The 17,986-nt window shown below is 60.1% G+C and carries 20 protein-coding genes; 8 read left to right on the top strand and 12 right to left on the bottom strand.

Annotated elements, in window-relative coordinates; genetic code table 11:
- Nucleotides 1-250 precede the first annotated feature (250 nt).
- The gene (locus tag DH10_RS25500) at nt 251-787 is read left to right on the top strand and encodes a hypothetical protein (protein WP_192245331.1); all 537 of its coding nucleotides are present in this window, start codon (nt 251-253) and stop codon (nt 785-787) included.
- Between the two features lie 139 nt (nt 788-926).
- Here DH10_RS25500 and DH10_RS25495 read toward each other — a convergent pair whose 3' ends face one another.
- The 10 genes from DH10_RS25495 to DH10_RS25450 all read right to left on the bottom strand — a co-directional run bounded on the left by DH10_RS25495 (nt 927) and on the right by DH10_RS25450 (nt 9,094).
- Nucleotides 927-1,484: a hypothetical protein gene (locus DH10_RS25495; RefSeq protein WP_192245333.1), complete on the bottom strand. Its 558-nt coding sequence runs from the start codon at nt 1,482-1,484 to the stop codon at nt 927-929.
- A complete protein-coding gene (locus tag DH10_RS25490) occupies nt 1,481-2,044 on the bottom strand; it encodes a L,D-transpeptidase (RefSeq protein ID WP_192245335.1) in 564 nt (187 codons plus the stop codon). Before DH10_RS25490 ends, DH10_RS25495 begins: the two co-directional genes overlap by 4 nt.
- Before the next feature lie 55 nt (nt 2,045-2,099).
- Complete coding sequence (locus DH10_RS25485) at nt 2,100-3,263, bottom strand: CpaE/TadZ family protein (RefSeq protein ID WP_192245337.1); 1,164 nt, start codon at nt 3,261-3,263, stop codon at nt 2,100-2,102.
- Nucleotides 3,260-3,895 carry a TadE/TadG family type IV pilus assembly protein gene (locus tag DH10_RS25480; RefSeq protein WP_192245339.1) on the bottom strand — a complete coding sequence of 212 codons (636 nt, stop codon included), beginning with the start codon at nt 3,893-3,895 and terminating at the stop codon, nt 3,260-3,262. The genes DH10_RS25485 and DH10_RS25480 overlap by 4 nt, the downstream gene beginning before the upstream one ends.
- Nucleotides 3,889-4,380 carry a TadE/TadG family type IV pilus assembly protein gene (locus DH10_RS25475; protein WP_192385488.1) on the bottom strand — a complete coding sequence of 164 codons (492 nt, stop codon included), beginning with the start codon at nt 4,378-4,380 and terminating at the stop codon, nt 3,889-3,891. Before DH10_RS25475 ends, DH10_RS25480 begins: the two co-directional genes overlap by 7 nt.
- A 5-nt stretch (nt 4,381-4,385) precedes the next feature.
- The gene (locus DH10_RS25470; RefSeq protein ID WP_192245343.1) at nt 4,386-5,903 is read right to left on the bottom strand and encodes a TadE/TadG family type IV pilus assembly protein; all 1,518 of its coding nucleotides are present in this window, start codon (nt 5,901-5,903) and stop codon (nt 4,386-4,388) included.
- 64 nt (nt 5,904-5,967) lie between these two features.
- Nucleotides 5,968-6,264, bottom strand: coding sequence for an outer membrane protein assembly factor BamD (locus DH10_RS25465; protein ID WP_192245345.1), 297 nt, complete (start codon nt 6,262-6,264; stop codon nt 5,968-5,970).
- Entirely contained in the window at nt 6,251-7,696 is a 1,446-nt protein-coding gene (locus tag DH10_RS25460; RefSeq protein WP_192245347.1) for a type II and III secretion system protein family protein, read from the bottom strand. The genes DH10_RS25465 and DH10_RS25460 overlap by 14 nt, the downstream gene beginning before the upstream one ends.
- A 51-nt stretch (nt 7,697-7,747) precedes the next feature.
- Nucleotides 7,748-8,785: a Flp pilus assembly protein CpaB gene (cpaB, locus tag DH10_RS25455; RefSeq protein ID WP_192245349.1), complete on the bottom strand. Its 1,038-nt coding sequence runs from the start codon at nt 8,783-8,785 to the stop codon at nt 7,748-7,750.
- 96 nt (nt 8,786-8,881) lie between these two features.
- Nucleotides 8,882-9,094: a Flp family type IVb pilin gene (locus DH10_RS25450; protein ID WP_192245351.1), complete on the bottom strand. Its 213-nt coding sequence runs from the start codon at nt 9,092-9,094 to the stop codon at nt 8,882-8,884.
- 497 nt (nt 9,095-9,591) lie between these two features.
- On the opposite strand from DH10_RS25450, the gene DH10_RS25445 reads away from it, so the two are divergent.
- The 7 genes from DH10_RS25445 to DH10_RS25415 all read left to right on the top strand — a co-directional run bounded on the left by DH10_RS25445 (nt 9,592) and on the right by DH10_RS25415 (nt 16,312).
- Nucleotides 9,592-10,977, top strand: coding sequence for a TadA family conjugal transfer-associated ATPase (locus DH10_RS25445; protein WP_192245353.1), 1,386 nt, complete (start codon nt 9,592-9,594; stop codon nt 10,975-10,977).
- Entirely contained in the window at nt 10,977-11,948 is a 972-nt protein-coding gene (locus DH10_RS25440; protein ID WP_192245355.1) for a type II secretion system F family protein, read from the top strand. Before DH10_RS25445 ends, DH10_RS25440 begins: the two co-directional genes overlap by 1 nt.
- Nucleotides 11,949-11,956: 8 nt before the next feature.
- Nucleotides 11,957-12,913, top strand: a complete 957-nt coding sequence (locus DH10_RS25435) for a type II secretion system F family protein (protein WP_246505909.1) — start codon at nt 11,957-11,959, stop codon at nt 12,911-12,913.
- Between the two features lie 52 nt (nt 12,914-12,965).
- On the top strand, nt 12,966-13,514 hold the full coding sequence (locus tag DH10_RS25430) for a tetratricopeptide repeat protein (protein WP_192245357.1): 549 nt from the start codon (nt 12,966-12,968) through the stop codon (nt 13,512-13,514).
- Nucleotides 13,511-14,056: an A24 family peptidase gene (locus DH10_RS25425; protein ID WP_192245359.1), complete on the top strand. Its 546-nt coding sequence runs from the start codon at nt 13,511-13,513 to the stop codon at nt 14,054-14,056. Before DH10_RS25430 ends, DH10_RS25425 begins: the two co-directional genes overlap by 4 nt.
- Nucleotides 14,057-14,180: 124 nt before the next feature.
- Nucleotides 14,181-15,221, top strand: coding sequence for a phosphatase PAP2 family protein (locus tag DH10_RS25420; RefSeq protein ID WP_192245361.1), 1,041 nt, complete (start codon nt 14,181-14,183; stop codon nt 15,219-15,221).
- Entirely contained in the window at nt 15,221-16,312 is a 1,092-nt protein-coding gene (locus DH10_RS25415) for a phosphatase PAP2 family protein (RefSeq protein WP_192245362.1), read from the top strand. The genes DH10_RS25420 and DH10_RS25415 overlap by 1 nt, the downstream gene beginning before the upstream one ends.
- Here the strand turns inward: DH10_RS25415 and DH10_RS25410 are convergent.
- Both DH10_RS25410 and DH10_RS25405 read right to left on the bottom strand, forming a co-directional pair.
- A complete protein-coding gene (locus DH10_RS25410) occupies nt 16,292-17,185 on the bottom strand; it encodes a phosphatase PAP2 family protein (protein WP_192245364.1) in 894 nt (297 codons plus the stop codon). The genes DH10_RS25415 and DH10_RS25410 overlap by 21 nt on opposite strands.
- Nucleotides 17,186-17,524: 339 nt before the next feature.
- Nucleotides 17,525-17,986: type 1 periplasmic-binding domain-containing protein (locus DH10_RS25405; protein WP_485020601.1), on the bottom strand; the 462-nt coding region annotated here is incomplete at its 5' end.

The following is a 17,986-nucleotide window of genomic DNA, read 5'->3' as shown; positions in this document are numbered from 1 at the left end:
GCGGGGAGGGGAGTTCGCCCGGCAGCCAGCGGCTGGACGCGGCAATCAGCAGCGCGCCGGCGACCAGCCCGAGGCCGCCGAGCGTCGTGGCAAGCCGGCCGGTCGATTTCTCCTCGCCCAAAGCGCGCCTCGTCGTTTCACCGGATCATACATTAGGCGTCGGCGACATTGCTTGAAAAGCAAGGCGTTGCGTTAAGTCTCGCGCAACCAATGCGGTCTACAGTCGAGCATCGGATGTCGAGGGGATGACATGACGCGCAAGCCGATACTGCTGTTTGCCTTCCCGGCCCTCATGCTGTTCCTGCTGGCGGCGGAGCGGACGGCGACATTCCTGCTCGGAACTTATTCGGCCAGCCCGACCATGTGGCGCATCTGGCTCGAGCTGCGCCCCTTCTCGACGATGTTCTGGCAGCAGGTGGACTTCTATCTCGGCGGCTCGATGGTGCTGAACGCCGCCATCATCTTCGTCGCGTCGGCCGCCTGCTGGATGGCCTGCCAGGCCAAAAGATCCGCCGGTTTCTTCCTCGCCAACCATGCCGCGCTGATGTTCGCCGGGCTGATGATAGCGGCCGGCAGCCATTCGGAAACGGCGAGCACGATCGCCACCTTCACCGCGCCGCGCGGCTTTCAATTCTCGCTGGCGATCGACTTCACCTTGAAAAACTGCCTGGTGCTGTGCCTTGGCCTTGCGGCCTGCGCCTATTGCCATGTCGCCTTCCTGCGCGAGGCAAGGCTGCGCGCCGAAGCCCGCGCCGGCCGCGTCCTGGCGCTGCAGCGTGACCTTTAAGCCGCACTGATCGAAATGCCATCCGCTGGAGCAATTCCAGGAAAAGTGTGAAGCGGTTTTCCGTTCGGAATTGCGTCAAAAACAAAGAGACAGAGCCGCTTCAGTGAAGCGGTGAACCGCTCTGTCGCCCGGCGCCGCGTCAGTTGATCTTCTTGTAATAGACTTTGCCGTCGGCCTGCTGGATGCGCTGATAGGACGGATTGGGTCCGGGCGGCGCGGCCTTCCGCTTGAACGTCGGCGAGGCCTCGACGGAGTCCGGCCCGGGGTTTTCAACTGCCGACGCCTCCGCCACGGTCGTGCCGGCGAAACCGGGCTCTGGCGCCCGCGGCATCTCGGCGTCGGCGGCTGCCGGCTGGCCCTGCTCCAGCCGGGCAATGTTGCCGTTGATATGGCCGAAGCTCGCCTGCAACTGCCGGTCCAGCGTCTCGAACCGGCTCTGGAAGCCGTTGTTGACGGTATCGATGCGGGCGCCGATCCGCTGCTCGAACTGGCCGAGCTGGTCCAGCCGCGCCTCCAATGCCCTAAGGTCGTTGACGCCGCGATAAAGATAGATGGCGGCCGTCACGTTGACGAAGGTGACGAGCGCCGCGCCGGCGGCGACGACGCCGATTGTCACCGCTCGGTTTGGTCCGCCCGGGGCTTTTTCCCGTTCGCCGAGTTCGATTGCCGGAATCTCCGGCTCGCTGATCATCGTCATTCAACCACCACCTTTGCGCCCACCGCGACGCGCTTGAAGAGATCGATCACATCTGTGTTCGTCAGCCTGAAGCATCCGGACGTGCCGTCGAAGCCGACGCCCTTGGGATCGTTGGTGCCATGGATGCGATAGAGCGTGTCGCGCCCGTCGCGCGACAGATACAGCGCCCTGGCGCCGAGCGGATTGTAGGGGCCGGCGGGCACCATCGCCGGCAGTTCCGGTCGGCGGACGCGCATCTCTTTCGGCGGGCGCCATTCCGGCCATTCGGTCTTGGCTGCTATCCTGACCGTGCCGGTCCAGCCGAAGCCGTCGCGGCCGACGCTGATCTGGTAGCGCAGCGCCTGGCCCTTGCTGGTGACCAGATAGAGCGCCTTCTCGCTTTTGCGGATGATGATGGTCCCGGGCTGCTCGCCGGTCTGGAAGGCGACCGTCTTGCGCAGGCTGGGGCCCATGGCGGGAAGCGGCGGCAGCCCCGATCCGGCTTCCGCGAAACCGCAGGCCGGCGCCAGCGCGATGCTGACCAAGCAGGCGCCGGCAAGGCGTGTCGCTATCCGCCGCATTTGCTTTGACGCAATTCCGGACGGAAAACCGCTGCGCACTTTTCCTGGAATTGCTCTAGCGCTGGGCATTGTCCAGCCGCTCCTTGAACATGCGCTTCAGCTCCTTGTTGAAGCGGGCCCGCCCGTCCACCTCGGAGGGCAGGATAGCGCGGTTCAGCGCGTCGGCCAGCAGCGCGTTGTCGAGCGCCAGCGACTTGATGTGCGGCGCCTTGAAGATCTTCTCCAGCTCGCTGCGCGAGAAGTGGTTGCCGAACCATTTGCGCTTGTGCTTGTTGGCGACCAGTGTGATCGAGACGGCGTTGCCGCGCAATTCGCGGATCTTCTTGTAGAGCCGCTTGCCCTGCCGAAGCGAGGCGACGTTGAGCTCGAAGACGATGAAGATCTCGTCGCTCGTCTGCAGCACCGAATTGTGCCATGGCGTCTCGATGTTCGGCAGGTCGATGACGATGTCGTCGAAGCGGTAGGCGACGAGGTCGAGCAGGCGGAAGACGAAATCGGCGCCGTGCGGCTCGAACGGCAGTTGCGGCCGCTCGAAGGAATAGAGGGTCAGGCCGGACGGCCTCGACAGCTTGATGACGTCCATCAGCTCGACATCGAGCCGGTCCGGCTGGCCGATGATGCCCGTGAGGTCGAACTGGTTGAACTGGTTGAGATAGGCGCCGCAATTGGCGCTCTGGAAGTCGAGGTCGACGAGGCAGGTCGAGGCCGCCCGCTCGGTCGATTTCGAGGCGAGATGCTCCGCCGCCGAGATGGCAAGCGTGGTCGCGCCGGCGCCGCCGCTGGCGGCAATGAAGGTGACGATCCGGCTTTTGGTGCCCTGGTTGCCGGTGTCGTGGAAGGTGACGGCGTTGAGCAGTTCCTTGGGGTCGAGCGGCTTGTGCAGCCAGTCCGACGCATTCATGCGCACCAGGACGCGCGTCTGTTCCGACGTCAGCTCGCCCGAGACCGCGATCAGCGGCACCGAGGCCCAGGTCGAGCGCGCCTCGACGAGCGCGTTGCTGCCGAGCAATTCGCCATTGCCGAGATCGAGGATAATGATGCCGGGACGCGTATCGACCGGCGGCCCCTTGAGGAACTCGACCGCCTCCGAAACCCTGACGTCGTAGATCGCCAGCGCGTCGAGCCGGGTGGTCACGTCGTGCCTGAAATTCGGATCGGACGAAAACAGCGCGACCTGCTTGCGTTTCGTGGGCAGAACTCTGGTGTCGATGGCGTTCATGGCCATGTACTCTTTAAATCTTCACCCGTTACTGTACTCAGCATGGAAGGCATGCTCATGTTGCCGAACCCGAGCAGTGCGCCCAGGAAGAAGAACTGGAATTGATGGTTGATGATGCTGACGGTAATGGTCGGCACCGGTCCACTTGGGCGCGTCCAATAGCCAAGCCCGGATGCCTGATACTGAATCCGAACCTCGGACTTCTTCAGCATTGGCAGGAAAGTCTGCATCCCGGCGCGGCTGGTGCTGCCGCTGAAGATCAGGTCGAAGGCGGCCTGGCTCACGTTGAGGTTTTGGCAGGTGGCACCTGCTCCGCAAACGCAGGAGGCAACTCCGGCGCTATTGGCGGTGCAGATGTAGTTGTAAGTGTTTGCCGGCACCGCGGTACCGACTTTGGCTAAGTCGCTTTGTGTCAACGTCTCGGATGAGAGTCCGCTGGCAACGGGAGCGGAAATTTGCGCCAGCCGAGCACCTGCCTGGACCGCTTTGTTTGCCGCGTTCCATTGGTAGAAGGCGTATCCGAAGTCGACGAAGCCAAGCAGCAGGGTCAACAGCAACGGCATTGCGATAGCCGCTTCAATCATCGCCGCCCCAGACTGGCAGCCCCAGAACCTGTTGCGCGGCGTCACCATCCGAAGACACGCTCCTGATGGGCAACGCTGAGAGTGAGGTCACCAAAGCCAAGATAGGACCAAAACCCGACATCAGGATACGTATACGACGTGCTGACCGTCACCACGTCGACGGTGCTCTTGCTGCTGAGATAGAGCTGGGTGCCGGTGCCAGGGTCGACTGCCGCGGTCGAGGATTTGCTGACCGTTACTTCCGTTGTAGTCCAACCGGTGACCCTCGCGCTGCCGCCAGTCACGGCACCGTTCACCGCGAGGTTTTTTGCCAATCCCGAACAGGTGTCCCAATCGCTGCTGCAGCGCGCCATGTAGCGAGCCGCATCCTCGACGCCGGCCTCGAGGAGCAGACGTGTGTTCAACATATTGGAGAACTCGAACACGCCGGCTGACAACAGGAGCACAAAGGGTGCGACGATCGCCATTTCGACCAAGGCTGTGCCGTCCTCGTCGCGCCGGAAGAGTCGAATGATTTGTCTGAGCTTGGTCATGAGACTCACCGATACAACTGAGCCTCGTTTCGAAATGCTTTGTCGACAAGAGTATTATTCGCAAACCCGCCGTCGACATCGACGATCTCGAGACTGATCGGCTTCTCGCCGGCTGTAGGATCCTCAGGGTCCTTGGTGTTGTCCTGCTTTTGAACCGGAGTGTTGATGAACACGCTCGCATAGCCGTCCGGTTTAATCTGGACGTGTCCGTTAAGTTTGTCCCTGTTGGCGATGCAGTCGACGATTGCCATGTTGAGGAGCCTGCGATCGGGATCCGCCGTCGGCGTGTCACCCTTGAAGCACGACGGCGTCCCGGTTTCTTTCGTCGGATTCTTTGATTGATCTCCTACGAGGCCGTTCGCGATCTCATATTTATAGACGTCATATCGAGAAGGCGGTTGGGTGCTCGATATCGGGTTGGTCGCGCTTGGAATGCTCGGAAAAGCGGCTCCCTTGTGATTGACGCTCCAGTATGTCGACCAAAAGGTCGTTGCATTGGTGATCTTGTCGGACATTCCTTTTGAATCGACGTAATTGTTGCCGGGAGGGAGGGGCAGCGCCGTCCCATCAGCAACAGGGTCGTATTTGCTGCAGCCGGTCTTCTGGCCCTTGCGGACGTTGCTTGCCGGTCGGTACTGCCAGTTCTTGTTTTCCTTATTCAGTGACCCGCTATAGAGATCGAACCGGGTATTCAGTCCGGTATTCACCTGGCCCAAGGTGACGCCGGTCTTCGTGGTGAGCGCATCTCGGTTATAGCACGTGCCAGCAGTGCCAATCGCTATAGCATCGCGCAGCGAACTCAGGTTGTTGTCGATCAGGCCGAAGTTGCCGGGGCCGGGGTTGCTGTCGACCTTGAGGATACGAAATTCGCGACTGTAGGTGTCGCCCGATGCGAACGCCTGCTGGATCGTTTTGCTGGTTGCCGGCGTGTCGGTCTCGAACGGGTTGCACATGAAGATCGGCACGGTTTCGCATATGGACTGGGTGAACCCGGCCACCGCCTGGGGATCAATGTCCATGGTGTCGCTGGCACCCATGAAGTTGGCTGGAAAAATCGTTGCGAAGGCGCCCGCGCCATCAGCCAGGCCTGACGGGTTCACCGTCACTTCCGCGAACGTCACAGCCTTTGGATCCGTGCTGGCCCAGTTCACGCCGTCCGAGTCGACACCGGCGGCGCTTAGTCGCGTGTTGTCGCTGGCCGGTATTCCAGTCAAATAAGTTACCGTTACATCGGACAGGGCGAGTTGGTGATTGCCCGATGTCGAAAACAGCGTCCTGTTGGCGAGGAGATTGGTGACGGCCCTATCGGCTCTGGTGATGCTATCAGCTCTGCCGTCGAGCTCCGCCGCTGCCGCAAGCGCCAGCGCGTCGACACCTTTCTGCAGATCGTTGTGCAGTCCGGTGGCCCGGCTCATGTCGATAGTCACCAATGCAAAGCCGACAAGCACCGGCAGCATGATGGCGACAAGGATCATCGCTATGCCGCGTTGATCGTTCCAGAATTCACGAATGGTCCTCAACATGATCTACTCTCTGTTCCATTCGTGCCAGGCGTCCTCGCTCGCCTGACGCACCGCATCCTTCTGTTTACTTCGCTGCGCTGGTCTCGCTCGATGGACCGACCGTCATGCTCGTCGCCGGCGCCGACCCGCCTGGCCCCAGTCTGTATTTCTGGACGACGGCGACCGACCGTGCGCCGTCGCCTTCGATCTTGGTGTTGTTCGAAGCCGGGTTGTACGGATCGACCGTCTGCAGCAGCTCATTGGCTTTCTGCGTATCGCCCGACGCCAGGGTCATCGTGTCGTAATTGTGCAGATAGTCCGCCGCGCAGCCCGCAAGCAGGCTGGAACCGAGAAGGACAAACAGGAGCTTATTTCTTGACATAGACCAGCTTGTCCTTCGATTTCACATCCAGCATGTGGCCGTAGGGGCCGGTGACGCCGTCGCCATGCTCATACTTCCGGATCATGTCCTTGTTGACTTCGAGCTGGCCGAGCAGGAAAAGCTCCGGGTCGTTGGCCGGTTTCGTCTTGTCGAAGGGCGTCGCAAGCTGCTGGCCGGGCCTTACCGGCCGCACGAGATGCGGCGTCACGATGACCACCAGCTCCGTCTCTTCCTTCTGCGTGCTCGAATTGTGGAACAGCGCGCCGATGATCGGCACCTGGCCAATCCACGGCACCTGTTCCTGCTGTATGGTGTTCTTGCTGGAGAGCAGGCCGCCGACCGCGAAGCTTTGGCCGTCGCGCAGGTCGACGACGGTCGCCAGCTTGCGATTCGTGAAGATAGGGTCGCCGGCGGCGGTGAAGCCGGTCAGGTCGCTCACTTCCGGCGCCAGCTTGATGTGGATCTTACCGTCGTCCAGCACCACCGGCGTGAAGTTCAGATTGACGCCGAACTGCTTGAATACGATCTCGACTTCACCTTGGCTGTTGACGCTGCGCACCGGCACTTCGCCGCCGGCATTGAAGCTGGCCGTCTCGCCGGAAACCGTGGTGAGGTTCGGTTCGGCCAGCGTGCGCACAACGCCCTTTGCTTCCAGCGCCTCGATGATCAGGTCGACCTTGATGTTGCTGTCGATGATACGGGTAATCAATGCAGCGAACGGATTGGTATTGGACAGCAGCCCGGTCAAAATATCCCCGGTCCCGGCCACCACGTTGTCTTTGTCGACTGCGGCGATGCCAGTGCCGGTTCGCGTCGTGCCGCTCCTGTTTGTGCTCCTGAACGACACGCCCAGATCGCGCCCTGCATTGCGCTTGGCCTCCAGGATGCGCACCGACAGATTGACCTGCTCGCTGTCGTCGATGGTGACTGCATTGATGATGGCGTCGGGGCCGTATTGCTGTGTCACCTCCACGATAGATGCCAGCGTCGCGGCGTCCTTGACGTGGCCGCTCAGTCGCACCTTGCCGTTGATCGAGCCGATTTCAATGCGGGCCTTCGGCGCCACCTGGCGAATGGCTACTGCCATGTCGCTGACATCCTGGCCTACCTCGATCTGGATGGCGCCCAGCGAGCGCTTGTCCTCGGAAAACAGGTTGACCGTGGTGGTGCCGACGCTCTTGCCGATGATGTAGAGCGTCTTGTCGGTCATCGGCTGGGCATCGGCGATCTTTTCGTCACCGACGACGATATCGCCCAGCGTCGCATTGACCTGGATCGTGGCGGATTGAGAAACGGGCACGAACACGCGGTGCAGCGACGGGCTCGACACATCGATGAAGCGGTCAGCCGCTATGGCCGGGTGGCCAGAGATCGCCGATACGCTCAACAGGGACAGCGCGGCCGCCGCTGTCCTCACCCAGAATCCCTTCATGCCTCGTCTCCCACTGCTGCCAATTGGCAGCCCCTCGTTTGCCGGGCGTTTCTAACGTTGGCGCGGCACGTCATACGTTTCGAGCTTCACGCCCCGGAAGACGCCGATTGTAGCGCGGGCCGGCGGCTCCGGCTGCACATATTTAACTACTTCCTTTACAACTTCCTGCACTTGTGGTGCGGGCGCCACAGCCGGCTTCACCTTGCTCAACTGATCGAGCTTGCTGCCCACCCGGTCTACCGCCTGGGCGAGCCCGTCGATCTTTTCGTTGGCGCGCTTGCGCTCCTCGGCTGCCGCCGCTTCCTCCGCAGCCTTCTGCCTGTCGAGCTCTGCCTGACGTTTCGCGACATCGTCCGGCGTGTCGCCGGTCAGATCGGCGAGCGTCACACGCTCGGTCGTCTCGCCTTTGCTGCCCGCGGCCTGACGGAGCGCCAGCGACAACTGGCCGGCGCCGGCGGCTAGAGTCAGCTTCTGCGCATCCTTGGTGCTCACTTCAACGGTCACCGCTTTCACCACTTGCGGATTTTCCTTGCTCTCGTCGGCGACCTGGTCGACGGCAAGCACCTTCACGCTTTGCAGCAGCACGTCGACGAAACTCTTGTCGGCGCCTTGGTCGCTGCGCACGCTGCGGGTCAGGAGAATATCCACCCGGTCACCAGGGAAGACAAATCCGGCAACGCCCAGCACGTCGTTCACGCGAATGGAAACGGCCTTCATGCCTTCGGCGAGCACTGCCGAGAGGGTGGCGCGCTGTCCGGCGCCGGTGATCTTGCTGGCCAAAACCGGTTCGTTGACGCTGATCGGCTGCAGGGCCTGACGCGTCCCACTGCCGGCCAGGGCCTCTTTTACTGTCTTGAAGGCCCCCGTCGGCACCGCCCCGACCGGCCATGCGATTTCGCGCAATTTGTCGGCGCTCAGCGTGTCGCCGAATTTCAGCGGCATTGCCGCGACCACAATGCTGCCTGCTTGCACGCCGTTGGATTGTGCAAGCGCATTGCGCTGGCCCGCCAGCCAAATATTGATGAGAACGACCGCCAGCACACCGAATATGCCGGCCAGAACGATCATAATGAGTGTGTTGGCGCGCATAACCCCAAGCCCCGAGCCAATAACGCGGGATACGCCCCGCCACGATTGAATGCAGGCCCGGATTTGGACAACCCGGGCCTGATTTTCTTCAAACGATCAAGAACCCGCACCGCTGGCGCAGGAACCGATGCCGGAGTTGTCCATGGCGCTGCACAGACCCGAGAAGCGGCCCGTCACCCAGCCCCCGATACCAATGATGAAGCCGATCGCGGCGACCGCGATGATGCCGATCAGGATCGAATATTCGACCATAGCAGCGCCGTTTTCGTCGTCGCGGAACTGCCGGGTCATCGTCATGAGCTTTTTCATGCCAATTTCTCCCTTTGGAGGTTTGAACCCGACGAGACAGAGCCAAGGAATGAACCCCATACCCAAGCATCCCCCGTCACGTTCAATCCTTGTCCCGCAAAAAAGCCGAGTCAAACGGATTAACAGTCCGTTAACCTTTCAATACTCGATCCGAAGGTTTCTCATTTTTCACAAGAGCTTGATTCGCTTCATTTTTCAAGCGATCTTAACCATTCGTTCACAATTCTGCCTCGTTCGGCCGAGGGTTCCAAAACATTAGGGATCATGCATAAGTCACTATATCTGGCAATTTACCCGAACAGGTGCCTTTGAGGTGACGGAGGTCCTAAGACTTTGGTCGGTGCGTCAGGAGCAGGGAAAAATAAAACGATTTCTCCAATGCGGTTTTCTTAACTATGTCGGAAGTAATACTTCCACTGTGTCCTCTACGCCGCTTGTGCCCCTTGTGGTTAACGCTTAGTTTCGCTGTTGGGGGAAATTGGCAGGGGGTCAGCGCCATGTTGGGTCGCTTCATCAAAGGGCCGAGTGAGCAGCGCACGCCGCAATCAACGGCCGTGCCCGTGGTGGCGAATGGCGCGGCAGTCGTACAGCCGGCCCCGGCGGAGCCAGCTTCCGACGATTTCCTGTCGCTCAAGGTAGACCTGCATCGCCATCTCATAGACAGGTTCAATCTTGCCACCCTTGAGAATGCATCGAAGGATGAGATCCTCAGTGAGATCCGGCCGATCGTGCGCGAATTCGTGCGTGGTCGGAATGTGCCGCTCAACGCGCGCGAGCTCGATCAGCTGACCAGCGATACGGCGGACGAGATGTTGGGCCTGGGTCCGATCGAGCCGCTGCTCAAGGACGACTCGATCACCGATATAATGATAAACACGCATGAACGCGTCTTCATCGAGCGCCGCGGCGCGATCGAGGAAACCTCGATCCGTTTTCGCGACGAGCCGCATCTTCTGCGCGTCATCAACAAGATCGTCTCGAACATCGGCCGGCGCGTCGATGAATCGTCGCCAATGGTCGATGCGCGTCTCGACGACGGCTCGCGCGTCAACATCGCGGTGCGGCCGATCTCAGTTGACGGCCCGCTGGTGTCGATCCGAAAATTCTCCAAAAATCCGTATTCGCTCGAACGCTTGATGGCATTCAACTCGATCCGCCAGCCGATGATCGACATGCTGCGGATCGCCGTGCAGGCGCGCAAATCGATCCTGGTCTCGGGCGGCACCGGCAGCGGCAAGACGACGCTGCTCAACGCGTTGTCGAGCTATATTCCCGCCAAGGAGCGCCTGGTCACCATCGAGGATGCTGCGGAACTGCAATTGCAGCAGCCGCATGTCGGCCGGTTGGAAACGCGTCCGCCCAATGTCGAGGGCAAGGGCGAAGTCCGCCAGCGCGAACTGGTCAAGAACGCGCTGCGCATGCGGCCGGATCGCATCATCGTCGGCGAAGTGCGCGGCGAGGAGGCCTTCGACATGCTACAGGCCATGAACACCGGCCATGAAGGCTCGATGACGACGATCCACGCCAACACGCCGCGCGATGCCATATCGCGCCTGGAGCAGATGGTCGGCATGGCCGGCATGCCGATGACTCATGAGTCCATCCGCGCTCAGATCGCCTCCGCAATCGACATCATCGTGCAGACGCAACGCCTTTCCGATGGCGGCCGGCGTGTGGTCTCCATCTCGGAGCTGACGGGTATGGAAGGCAATGTCGTCCAGTTGCAGGAAATCTATCACTTTGTCAGACGCGATGTGGCCGCCGACGGATCGATCATAGGGGAGTTTCGCGCGACCGGGGTTCGTCCGCGGTTCGCCGCCGAGGCCGCCACGCTTGGTCTCCACTTTGGCAAGGATGTTTTCAACCCGCAGGTTGCCTTGTGATGCTGACTGGACAGGCGCTTCTCTATTTTATCTACGCCGTTGCGGCGGCTTCCGTCATTCTAGCCGGTGAAGCCTTCTATCTCTCGCTCGCCAGTCGGCGCTCACGTTTCGCCGCGGTCAATCACAGGCTTCGTCGCCTGGCCGATGAAGCGCCGGCGGAAAAGACGTTGCAAAGCCTATTGCGTGAACGCGGCCTGACCGACTCCGGGGACTTTGTCTTCGGCCTGGTCTGGCTGAACAGGCTCTATACCCAGTCGGGAATCACCGGGAATCCGCTGACCTTCGCTGCCAGCTTTGTCCTCGCGGGCCTCACTTTGGCGTTGCTGCTTTGGTTTCTCATCGGCCTTTCCGAGCCTGGAGCCCTTATCGTCTTCCTGGTCGTCGGTTTCATCCTGCCGCTTCTTGTCCTTCGGCGCGCCCGCAGCAAGCGAATCCAGAAGTTCGCCAAGCAACTCCCCGATGCTCTGGACATGATAGTTCGGTCGCTGCGCGCCGGGCACCCGGCCTCCGTTGCCATTGGCCTCGTCGCTCGTGAGATGTCGGACCCGCTCGGAACGGAATTCGGCATCGTCGCCGACGAAATCACCTTCGGGCTCAGCATGGAGCAGGCCGTAAGAAAGCTGTCGGAACGCGTGGGTTTCGAGGGACTGCATTTGCTGACGGTTTCTTTGTCGATCCAATCGAAAACCGGCGGCAACCTTACCGAGATCCTCGCCAATCTTTCCTCCGTGCTTCGCGAACGGCAAAAGTTGCGGATGAAGATCAGGGCGCTCTCGGCCGAAGGGCGAGTCTCCGCCTGGGTTATCTCGCTGTTCCCGGTCGCAATGTTCCTGATACTGCAGGTCATTGCGCCGTCGTACTATGGAAAGATCTGGCATAATCCAGTCATCTTTCCGGTGTTCACCGTCTTCGGCGGATGGGCGTTGCTTGGCGACTACATCATGTATCGCATGGTCAATTTCGACTTCTAGGAGTGACCATGAACCTGCTTTCGAACATGAACGACCTGACCCTTCTGGTCTCCCTCGCCGTTTTCGCGGCGGCGGTGGCTTTGTTCCTGTTCGCGGCGCTGGTTTTCATGCCCGCAATGCAGACCCGGAAGCTCGTTTCGGACAGCCTTTTGGGCGAGGGCTCGGTCGACCCGCGATCCATTCTTGGCCAGGATCAGCGCGCCAGGCTTGCAGCGCAGAAGCCGATCGATGCCTACTTCAGGGCGGTTGAAAAGGAACACATGCAGCCGGACGCGCTTGAGGCGAAGCTGTTCCGCGCTGGTTTCTATCAGAAGAGCGCACCTTTAATTTACACCCTTAGTCGCCTCGCCTGTGTGTGTGCAGGCTTTCTGATCATGTATGCGCTCTTGTCGTGGGTGCTGCCCCCGCGACTGCCCGGTTTCATTGCTTTGGGCGGCTCCGCGCTGCTCGGTCTGGCTTGCGTCGTCATACCCAGCATCATGCTGGATCGTTTCGAGAACACGCAGAAGCAGATCTATCGTCGCGCCTTTCCCGATTTCATGGACATGATGATCACCTGCGCCGATGCGGGCATGAGCCTGGAGGCGGCGGTCGAGCGGGTCAGCCACGAACTCGCCGGCACTCATAAATGGCTGGGCATCCAGCTCTCGATCATGAATCTGCAACTACGCGCCGGCAAGCCATTGCGCGAGGCGCTGCGCGAGCTTGCCGATCGTATCGGCTTGGAGGAGGCAAAGGCCTTGGCGGTGCTCTTCCGGCAGTCGGAAGAGCTCGGCACCAGCCTGACGGAGGCTTTGCGCGTCTATAGCGCCGAGATGCGCGACCAGCGTATTCTCCAGGCGGAAGAGCGCGCCAATTCTTTGCCCGTCAAAATGATGATTCCACTGGGGCTTTGCATTTTCCCTGTGGTGATGATGGTGATTATGCTACCGGTCATCATTCGCATGAAGGGCATTTTCTTCTAGCCGATCAGATGATTAGCTTATAAAAGAGATTCGGGGACTCGTGGGACACAAAATGACCGGGCCAAAGCGCCTCGCACTCGCGACCAGCCTGCTGCTTATCTTTCTTGCAGGTTGCCAGACGAACGGCACCACCGGCGTCGTGCGCACCAACGAGCCTGCAAAAGGCGACTACACCGCCTTCGGCGATACCTTCGATGGGCTGAAAACGATCAGCGATGTCGACTACTATGCATCGGACCAGGCGGTTACCGAGGCCAAGACCCAGTTCCGTTCCGAGAACTACGGCAATGCCGGCGCTCTGTTCTATAAAGCCACGCGGCTGGCGCCTAATGACGGGGTCGCCTGGCTGGGTCTTGCCGCCTCCTGCGACCGCATCCGGCGCTTCGACCTTGCTGACCTCGCCTATGGCCGGGCCTATCGCTTGCTCGGCGCGACGCCGGAATATTACAACAACCTGGGCTACTCCTATCTGCTGCGCGGCAAGCTGCAGGAAGCGCGAACGAATTTCCTCAAAGCCTATGAGCTCGCGCCCAACGATCCGACCGTGGCCAATAATCTGAAGCTGCTGTCGTCCAGTGTGCAAAACATAGAGCGGTCATGAGCCTTCTGCTTGCCGCGTCGCTGTTGCTTAGGGCGCTGGCCATCCCGCTCCTTGGCAAGATCGCCTGGACCGATTTCACGACGCAGAAGATTGCCAACCGTGACGTGCTGCTGCTGATATGCCTCGGTCTCGGTTCGCTCCAGCTCGTGTCCGTGCAGACCGGATCATGGTGGGACATGGGCCTGAGCGGGATCGGCTGTGTCCTGCTGTTCGTGGCGCTGTTTCCATTTTGGGTCCTGCGCAAGCTGGGCGCCGGGGACGTGAAGCTGATGGCGGCCGTGCCGCTTCTGATTGGCGGAAACGGCCTTGTCGTGTTCACGATTTTCCTGCTGATCTTCGCGCTGGCAACCGCGGCACTGGTCAAGAACCCCTTTCTCCTGCCGGCGGGCGCGTTCCGTCTCTACGTTCAGCACATGGACAGGAAAGGTGTCGTGCCATTCGGCGTGCCGATCTCGGCCGCCGCGATCTGCGCAATCCTGTTCCAGATCTATGGCGGTGTGATGCTGGCCAGCAGCTCGGGGGTACTGCAGCAGCTTAACTAGAGCAATTCCAGGAAAAGTGTGTAACGGTTTTCCGTCCGGAGTTGCGTCAAAACAAAGAGATAGAGCGGTTCGGCTTCCGAGAAACGGTGAACCGCTCTAGCGTTTAGGTCCGGGGGGTCCTTCGATGTCAATAGCGAGGCTGGCGGTTCGCAGCAGTTCGGCGGCGTGGCGCGCCAATCAGCCATTCTTCGTGACGGTAATTGCCTATATTCTTATCGCGCTGATCGCTGCGGCGCATTGGAAAATTGTCATCGACGTAAAACTGTACAATAAAAACTTCTTGTTTTTTGGGTCTGTAGTAACTCTTATTCTTGTTGTCGTGGTTTCCGGCCGGTTGATCATTGAGCGGCCGGTGCAACCGTTGCGCGCCATAAAGAATCTTATGCTTTCTAACAGGCTGCCGGACCGAATTATAGTCGGATTGCCGGTTGCGCTCGTTCTCCCGATCTTTTTCTCGGTGTTCACCAGCATCAAGGGAGGCATCAGCAAGATTCAACCATTCTATGCCGACGCGGCCCTGACTGCGGTCGACAGGGCAATTCATGGCGGGATCGATGCCTGGAGATTTTTTCATCCTCTGCTTGGCTTCGGCCCTGTTACTTTCTCGTTGAACGTTCTCTACAATCTCTGGTTCGCTGAGGTTTTCATCGTTTTGTTTTGCGTCGTTTTTTCCACCAGGAACGAGCGGCTGCGTTCCCAGTTTTTGGTCGCGTTCGTCCTCACCTGGGTGTTGCTAGGCAACGTTTTGGCGGCGGCCTTCGCTTCAGTCGGACCGGCATTCGTCATGCCCTTCTACGGCGACGGTACGTTTTCTCCCCTGATGGACTACCTTAAGGCGACCGATATCACCTATCCCGTTTCGGCGCTGGATACGCAGAGCTATCTGCTGACAAATGCCGGGCTTGATGGCCCCCGCCTGGGCAGCGGCATTTCGGCTTTTCCATCGGTTCATGTCGCTACCGCGACCTTGAACGCGATCTATCTCTGGCGCTTCGGCCGCGTGCTGCGGTGGGGCGGCATCGCGTTTCTAATCGCTATCCAACTGGGATCGGTGCTTCTGGGCTGGCACTATGCTGTCGATGGATATGTTTCAATCCTTGCAACATCCGCCATCTGGGCCGCCGCCGGTTGGCTGTCGAGAAACTGCGTGCGCCCAGAGGCTTAATGATCGCCAAGCTCTTCTCGAGAACTCCGAAGATGCCGATGGTCGGTCTTGCACATGTCTGTTCGGAGGCCTGGCACGCCAACCGGCCGTTCTTCGTGACCGTGGCGGCTTACGCTGTGGCGGTCGCCTTTGCTGCGAGCTACTGGCAAATTCCACTCGATCCTCAGATCTACAGCGAACCGTTCCTGCTATTCGGGGGCGGAGTTACGTTTATCCTCTTTGCCATCGTTGCGACGCGGGTCATGCTTGAACGGCCGGAGCGACTGCTTCCTCGTCTGGTCCGTCGCTTGTTGGAAAACGACTTGCCCAACCGGCTCGTCATAGGTTTGCCGGTTGCCTTGACCTTGCCTGTCTTCTTTTCTCTTTTCACCAGCATGAAGGGCGGCCTCAGCAGGATAGTGCCCTTCTATGCCGATTCCGCAATTATCGCCGTCGACAGGATGATCCATGGCGGCCAGGACGCCTGGAGGACATTGCACCCTCTCCTCGGAGCCGGGCTGCTGACCTTTGCCCTGAACCTTCTCTACAATCTTTGGTTCGTGGTGATGCTCGTCGTGCTGTTTTGCGTCACGTTCTCGACAGGCGATAAGCGTCTTCGGTCGCAATATCTGGTGGCGTTTGTCCTGACCTGGGTGCTTCTGGGAAACGCCGCAGCGACCATTTTTGCCTCGGTCGGACCTGCTTTCATCATACCTTTCTACGGCGATGATACGTTCTCCCCACTGATGAATTACCTTCAGGAGACAAACGCGGTCTATCCGGTGTGGGCTCTCCACGCACAGGGGAATCTTCTTGCCAACGCCGCCCTCGATGGGCCACGCCTGGGCAGCGGCATATCAGCGTTCCCTTCGCTCCACGTAGCCGTGGCTACGCTAAACGCGATCTATCTGTGGCGCTTTGGCGGGGTACTGCGCTGGGCCGGCGTGATCTTCCTGATCGCCATTCAATTGGGCGCCGTGCATTTGGCCTGGCACTATGCCGTTGACGGCTACGCATCCATGCTGGCGACGCCGGTCATCTGGATCCTGGCGCGGCGGCTTTCAAAAAATCCAGGCAATGGCTACGGGAAGTTATACGAGATCCGATCTTGATTTCGGCTGACCTTGCTTCAGGGCCCCCCATCTCGACGGGTCCGTGGCGCCTGTGATGCAGCGCCTGCTGCAGCGCCATATCACCGCGGTCGCGATGATCGAGAAGTAACCGTCAATTGCATAGTGCCAGCCGAAATACACTGAGCCGAAGAGGATTATGCCTGCATAGATCCACGCTACGGCGCCGACCCGTCGATTCAAGCTCGAAAGGAAAAGGGCGTTCAGCACGGCAACAGCGACGTGGAAGCTGGGCATCGCTGAAATGCCTGTCCCTATCGAGGCTTTGTGGGTCGTATACGACGAATAAAGGTAATCGGTGATGAGAAGGGTGTCCGGTCCGGCATCGCTTGCCTTAAGCGATCGGATAAGATCCTCGAACATATCCGGATCGAACAGCCGGTCGTAAAAAATCGGCCCGGCCGACGATGCCGCCAATCTCACGGCCACGCCCAGAACGACTGCGCAGGTGATAAGCGACAGGAAATAGCGCTGGCGCTTTGATGCGTCGTCGAGCCAGGCCGCCACGACGACGACAGTGGCAAGCACAACGAACCAAAGCTGCGAATAAAGGATGTAGAGCGCCCGATCCACGATGTTTGGGATCGGCAGGGCGCGCGCCCATCTCCACGGATCGCCGAAATGCATGGCGGCGTCGAGCCTTGCCAGGATCTGATCGGCAAAGAACGGCACCATCTGCGAGAATTGGTGCTTGAACGCAGTGAATGCGGCGAGGCAGAGTATGAAAATTCCAAGTGTGATTGTTGCGCCCAGGCCGCGTGACGCCAGTTTGTGCCGCAGCCAGCTTGCTGGAGCCCGTGGTTGGCTGATGATTGCCGCGACGACCAGCCCGATCAGGATCAGGAAGGGCAACAAGAGATAAAGCAGCCTCAGCCTGGACGTGCCCAATGCAGCGAAATAGGTGTTGGGGAACAGATAGGCGGCTAGCCCGGCATAGCACAGGCAAAAGACTGCGAGCTTCGCGGAAGCTGAGAGCCGCGATCGTTCCGCAGCTATGTCAGGCGCCATTTCCATTGCCGCACCGGCTTTTTCTTGATGACGGGCAGAGGTGGCGGTTCGCCGGAGACGGCTGGTCTCGGCGCATCGAACATCAGCCGTTCGATAAGCGCGACGGCACCGGCCCCCACCGCGCCGACAACAGCCAAAATGAGAAGCTTTCTAAGAAAATCCAACGACCCACCACCCCAGTGAAATTCAAAACCCCGAGGTCTGTTTCTCCACCAGCTTCAGCTTACCCTTTTCCACCTTAAAAAACGGCATCGATCTTTGGCTCGAGCCGTCGGCGCGGAAGCGGAACAGGCCGGTCGAGCCGCGGAAGCCGCTCGTATTTTCCAGCACCTGTTTGGAGAAACCGTTCGGGCCGACCGAGCTCGCGATGCCGGCCGACAGCGCCACCATGTCGTAGGCGTAGGCGACGTTGACGTCAGGCTGATAATTGTAGGTCGCCTTGAAACGATCGGCGATCGGTCCGGTCTCGCTCTGGTCGAGCGTCGCGATATAGGCGCCCTCATAGAGCGGATCGATCGGGCGCTCGAGCCAGCGGTCGGTGCCGACCAGGCTGACGGCCTTGCCCGGAATGCCTTTCGCCTTCAGCGCCGCCAGCACCGCCGTCGGGCTGCCGTCGCCGCTGGCGACGACGACGGCGTCGGGCGCCTC

The organism is Mesorhizobium silamurunense (assembly GCF_014843825.1).
Taxonomy (GTDB): domain Bacteria; phylum Pseudomonadota; class Alphaproteobacteria; order Rhizobiales; family Rhizobiaceae; genus Mesorhizobium; species Mesorhizobium silamurunense.
This window is presented reverse-complemented; position numbering and strand designations above follow the sequence as displayed.

Coding starts and splice junctions, on each gene's coding strand:
- DH10_RS25485 (WP_192245337.1), bottom strand. CDS start 3,263: ATGAACGCCATCGACACCAGAGTTCTGCCCACGAAACGCAAGCAGGTC.
- DH10_RS25430 (WP_192245357.1), top strand. CDS start 12,966: ATGACCGGGCCAAAGCGCCTCGCACTCGCGACCAGCCTGCTGCTTATC.
- DH10_RS25475 (WP_192385488.1), bottom strand. CDS start 4,380: ATGACCAAGCTCAGACAAATCATTCGACTCTTCCGGCGCGACGAGGAC.
- DH10_RS25495 (WP_192245333.1), bottom strand. CDS start 1,484: ATGACGATGATCAGCGAGCCGGAGATTCCGGCAATCGAACTCGGCGAA.
- DH10_RS25415 (WP_192245362.1), top strand. CDS start 15,221: ATGATCGCCAAGCTCTTCTCGAGAACTCCGAAGATGCCGATGGTCGGT.
- DH10_RS25460 (WP_192245347.1), bottom strand. CDS start 7,696: ATGAAGGGATTCTGGGTGAGGACAGCGGCGGCCGCGCTGTCCCTGTTG.
- DH10_RS25445 (WP_192245353.1), top strand. CDS start 9,592: ATGTTGGGTCGCTTCATCAAAGGGCCGAGTGAGCAGCGCACGCCGCAA.
- DH10_RS25420 (WP_192245361.1), top strand. CDS start 14,181: ATGTCAATAGCGAGGCTGGCGGTTCGCAGCAGTTCGGCGGCGTGGCGC.
- DH10_RS25465 (WP_192245345.1), bottom strand. CDS start 6,264: ATGTCAAGAAATAAGCTCCTGTTTGTCCTTCTCGGTTCCAGCCTGCTT.
- DH10_RS25500 (WP_192245331.1), top strand. CDS start 251: ATGACGCGCAAGCCGATACTGCTGTTTGCCTTCCCGGCCCTCATGCTG.
- DH10_RS25425 (WP_192245359.1), top strand. CDS start 13,511: ATGAGCCTTCTGCTTGCCGCGTCGCTGTTGCTTAGGGCGCTGGCCATC.
- DH10_RS25470 (WP_192245343.1), bottom strand. CDS start 5,903: ATGTTGAGGACCATTCGTGAATTCTGGAACGATCAACGCGGCATAGCG.
- DH10_RS25440 (WP_192245355.1), top strand. CDS start 10,977: ATGCTGACTGGACAGGCGCTTCTCTATTTTATCTACGCCGTTGCGGCG.
- DH10_RS25490 (WP_192245335.1), bottom strand. CDS start 2,044: ATGCGGCGGATAGCGACACGCCTTGCCGGCGCCTGCTTGGTCAGCATC.
- DH10_RS25450 (WP_192245351.1), bottom strand. CDS start 9,094: ATGAAAAAGCTCATGACGATGACCCGGCAGTTCCGCGACGACGAAAAC.
- DH10_RS25435 (WP_246505909.1), top strand. CDS start 11,957: ATGAACCTGCTTTCGAACATGAACGACCTGACCCTTCTGGTCTCCCTC.
- cpaB (WP_192245349.1), bottom strand. CDS start 8,785: ATGCGCGCCAACACACTCATTATGATCGTTCTGGCCGGCATATTCGGT.
- DH10_RS25480 (WP_192245339.1), bottom strand. CDS start 3,895: ATGGTGACGCCGCGCAACAGGTTCTGGGGCTGCCAGTCTGGGGCGGCG.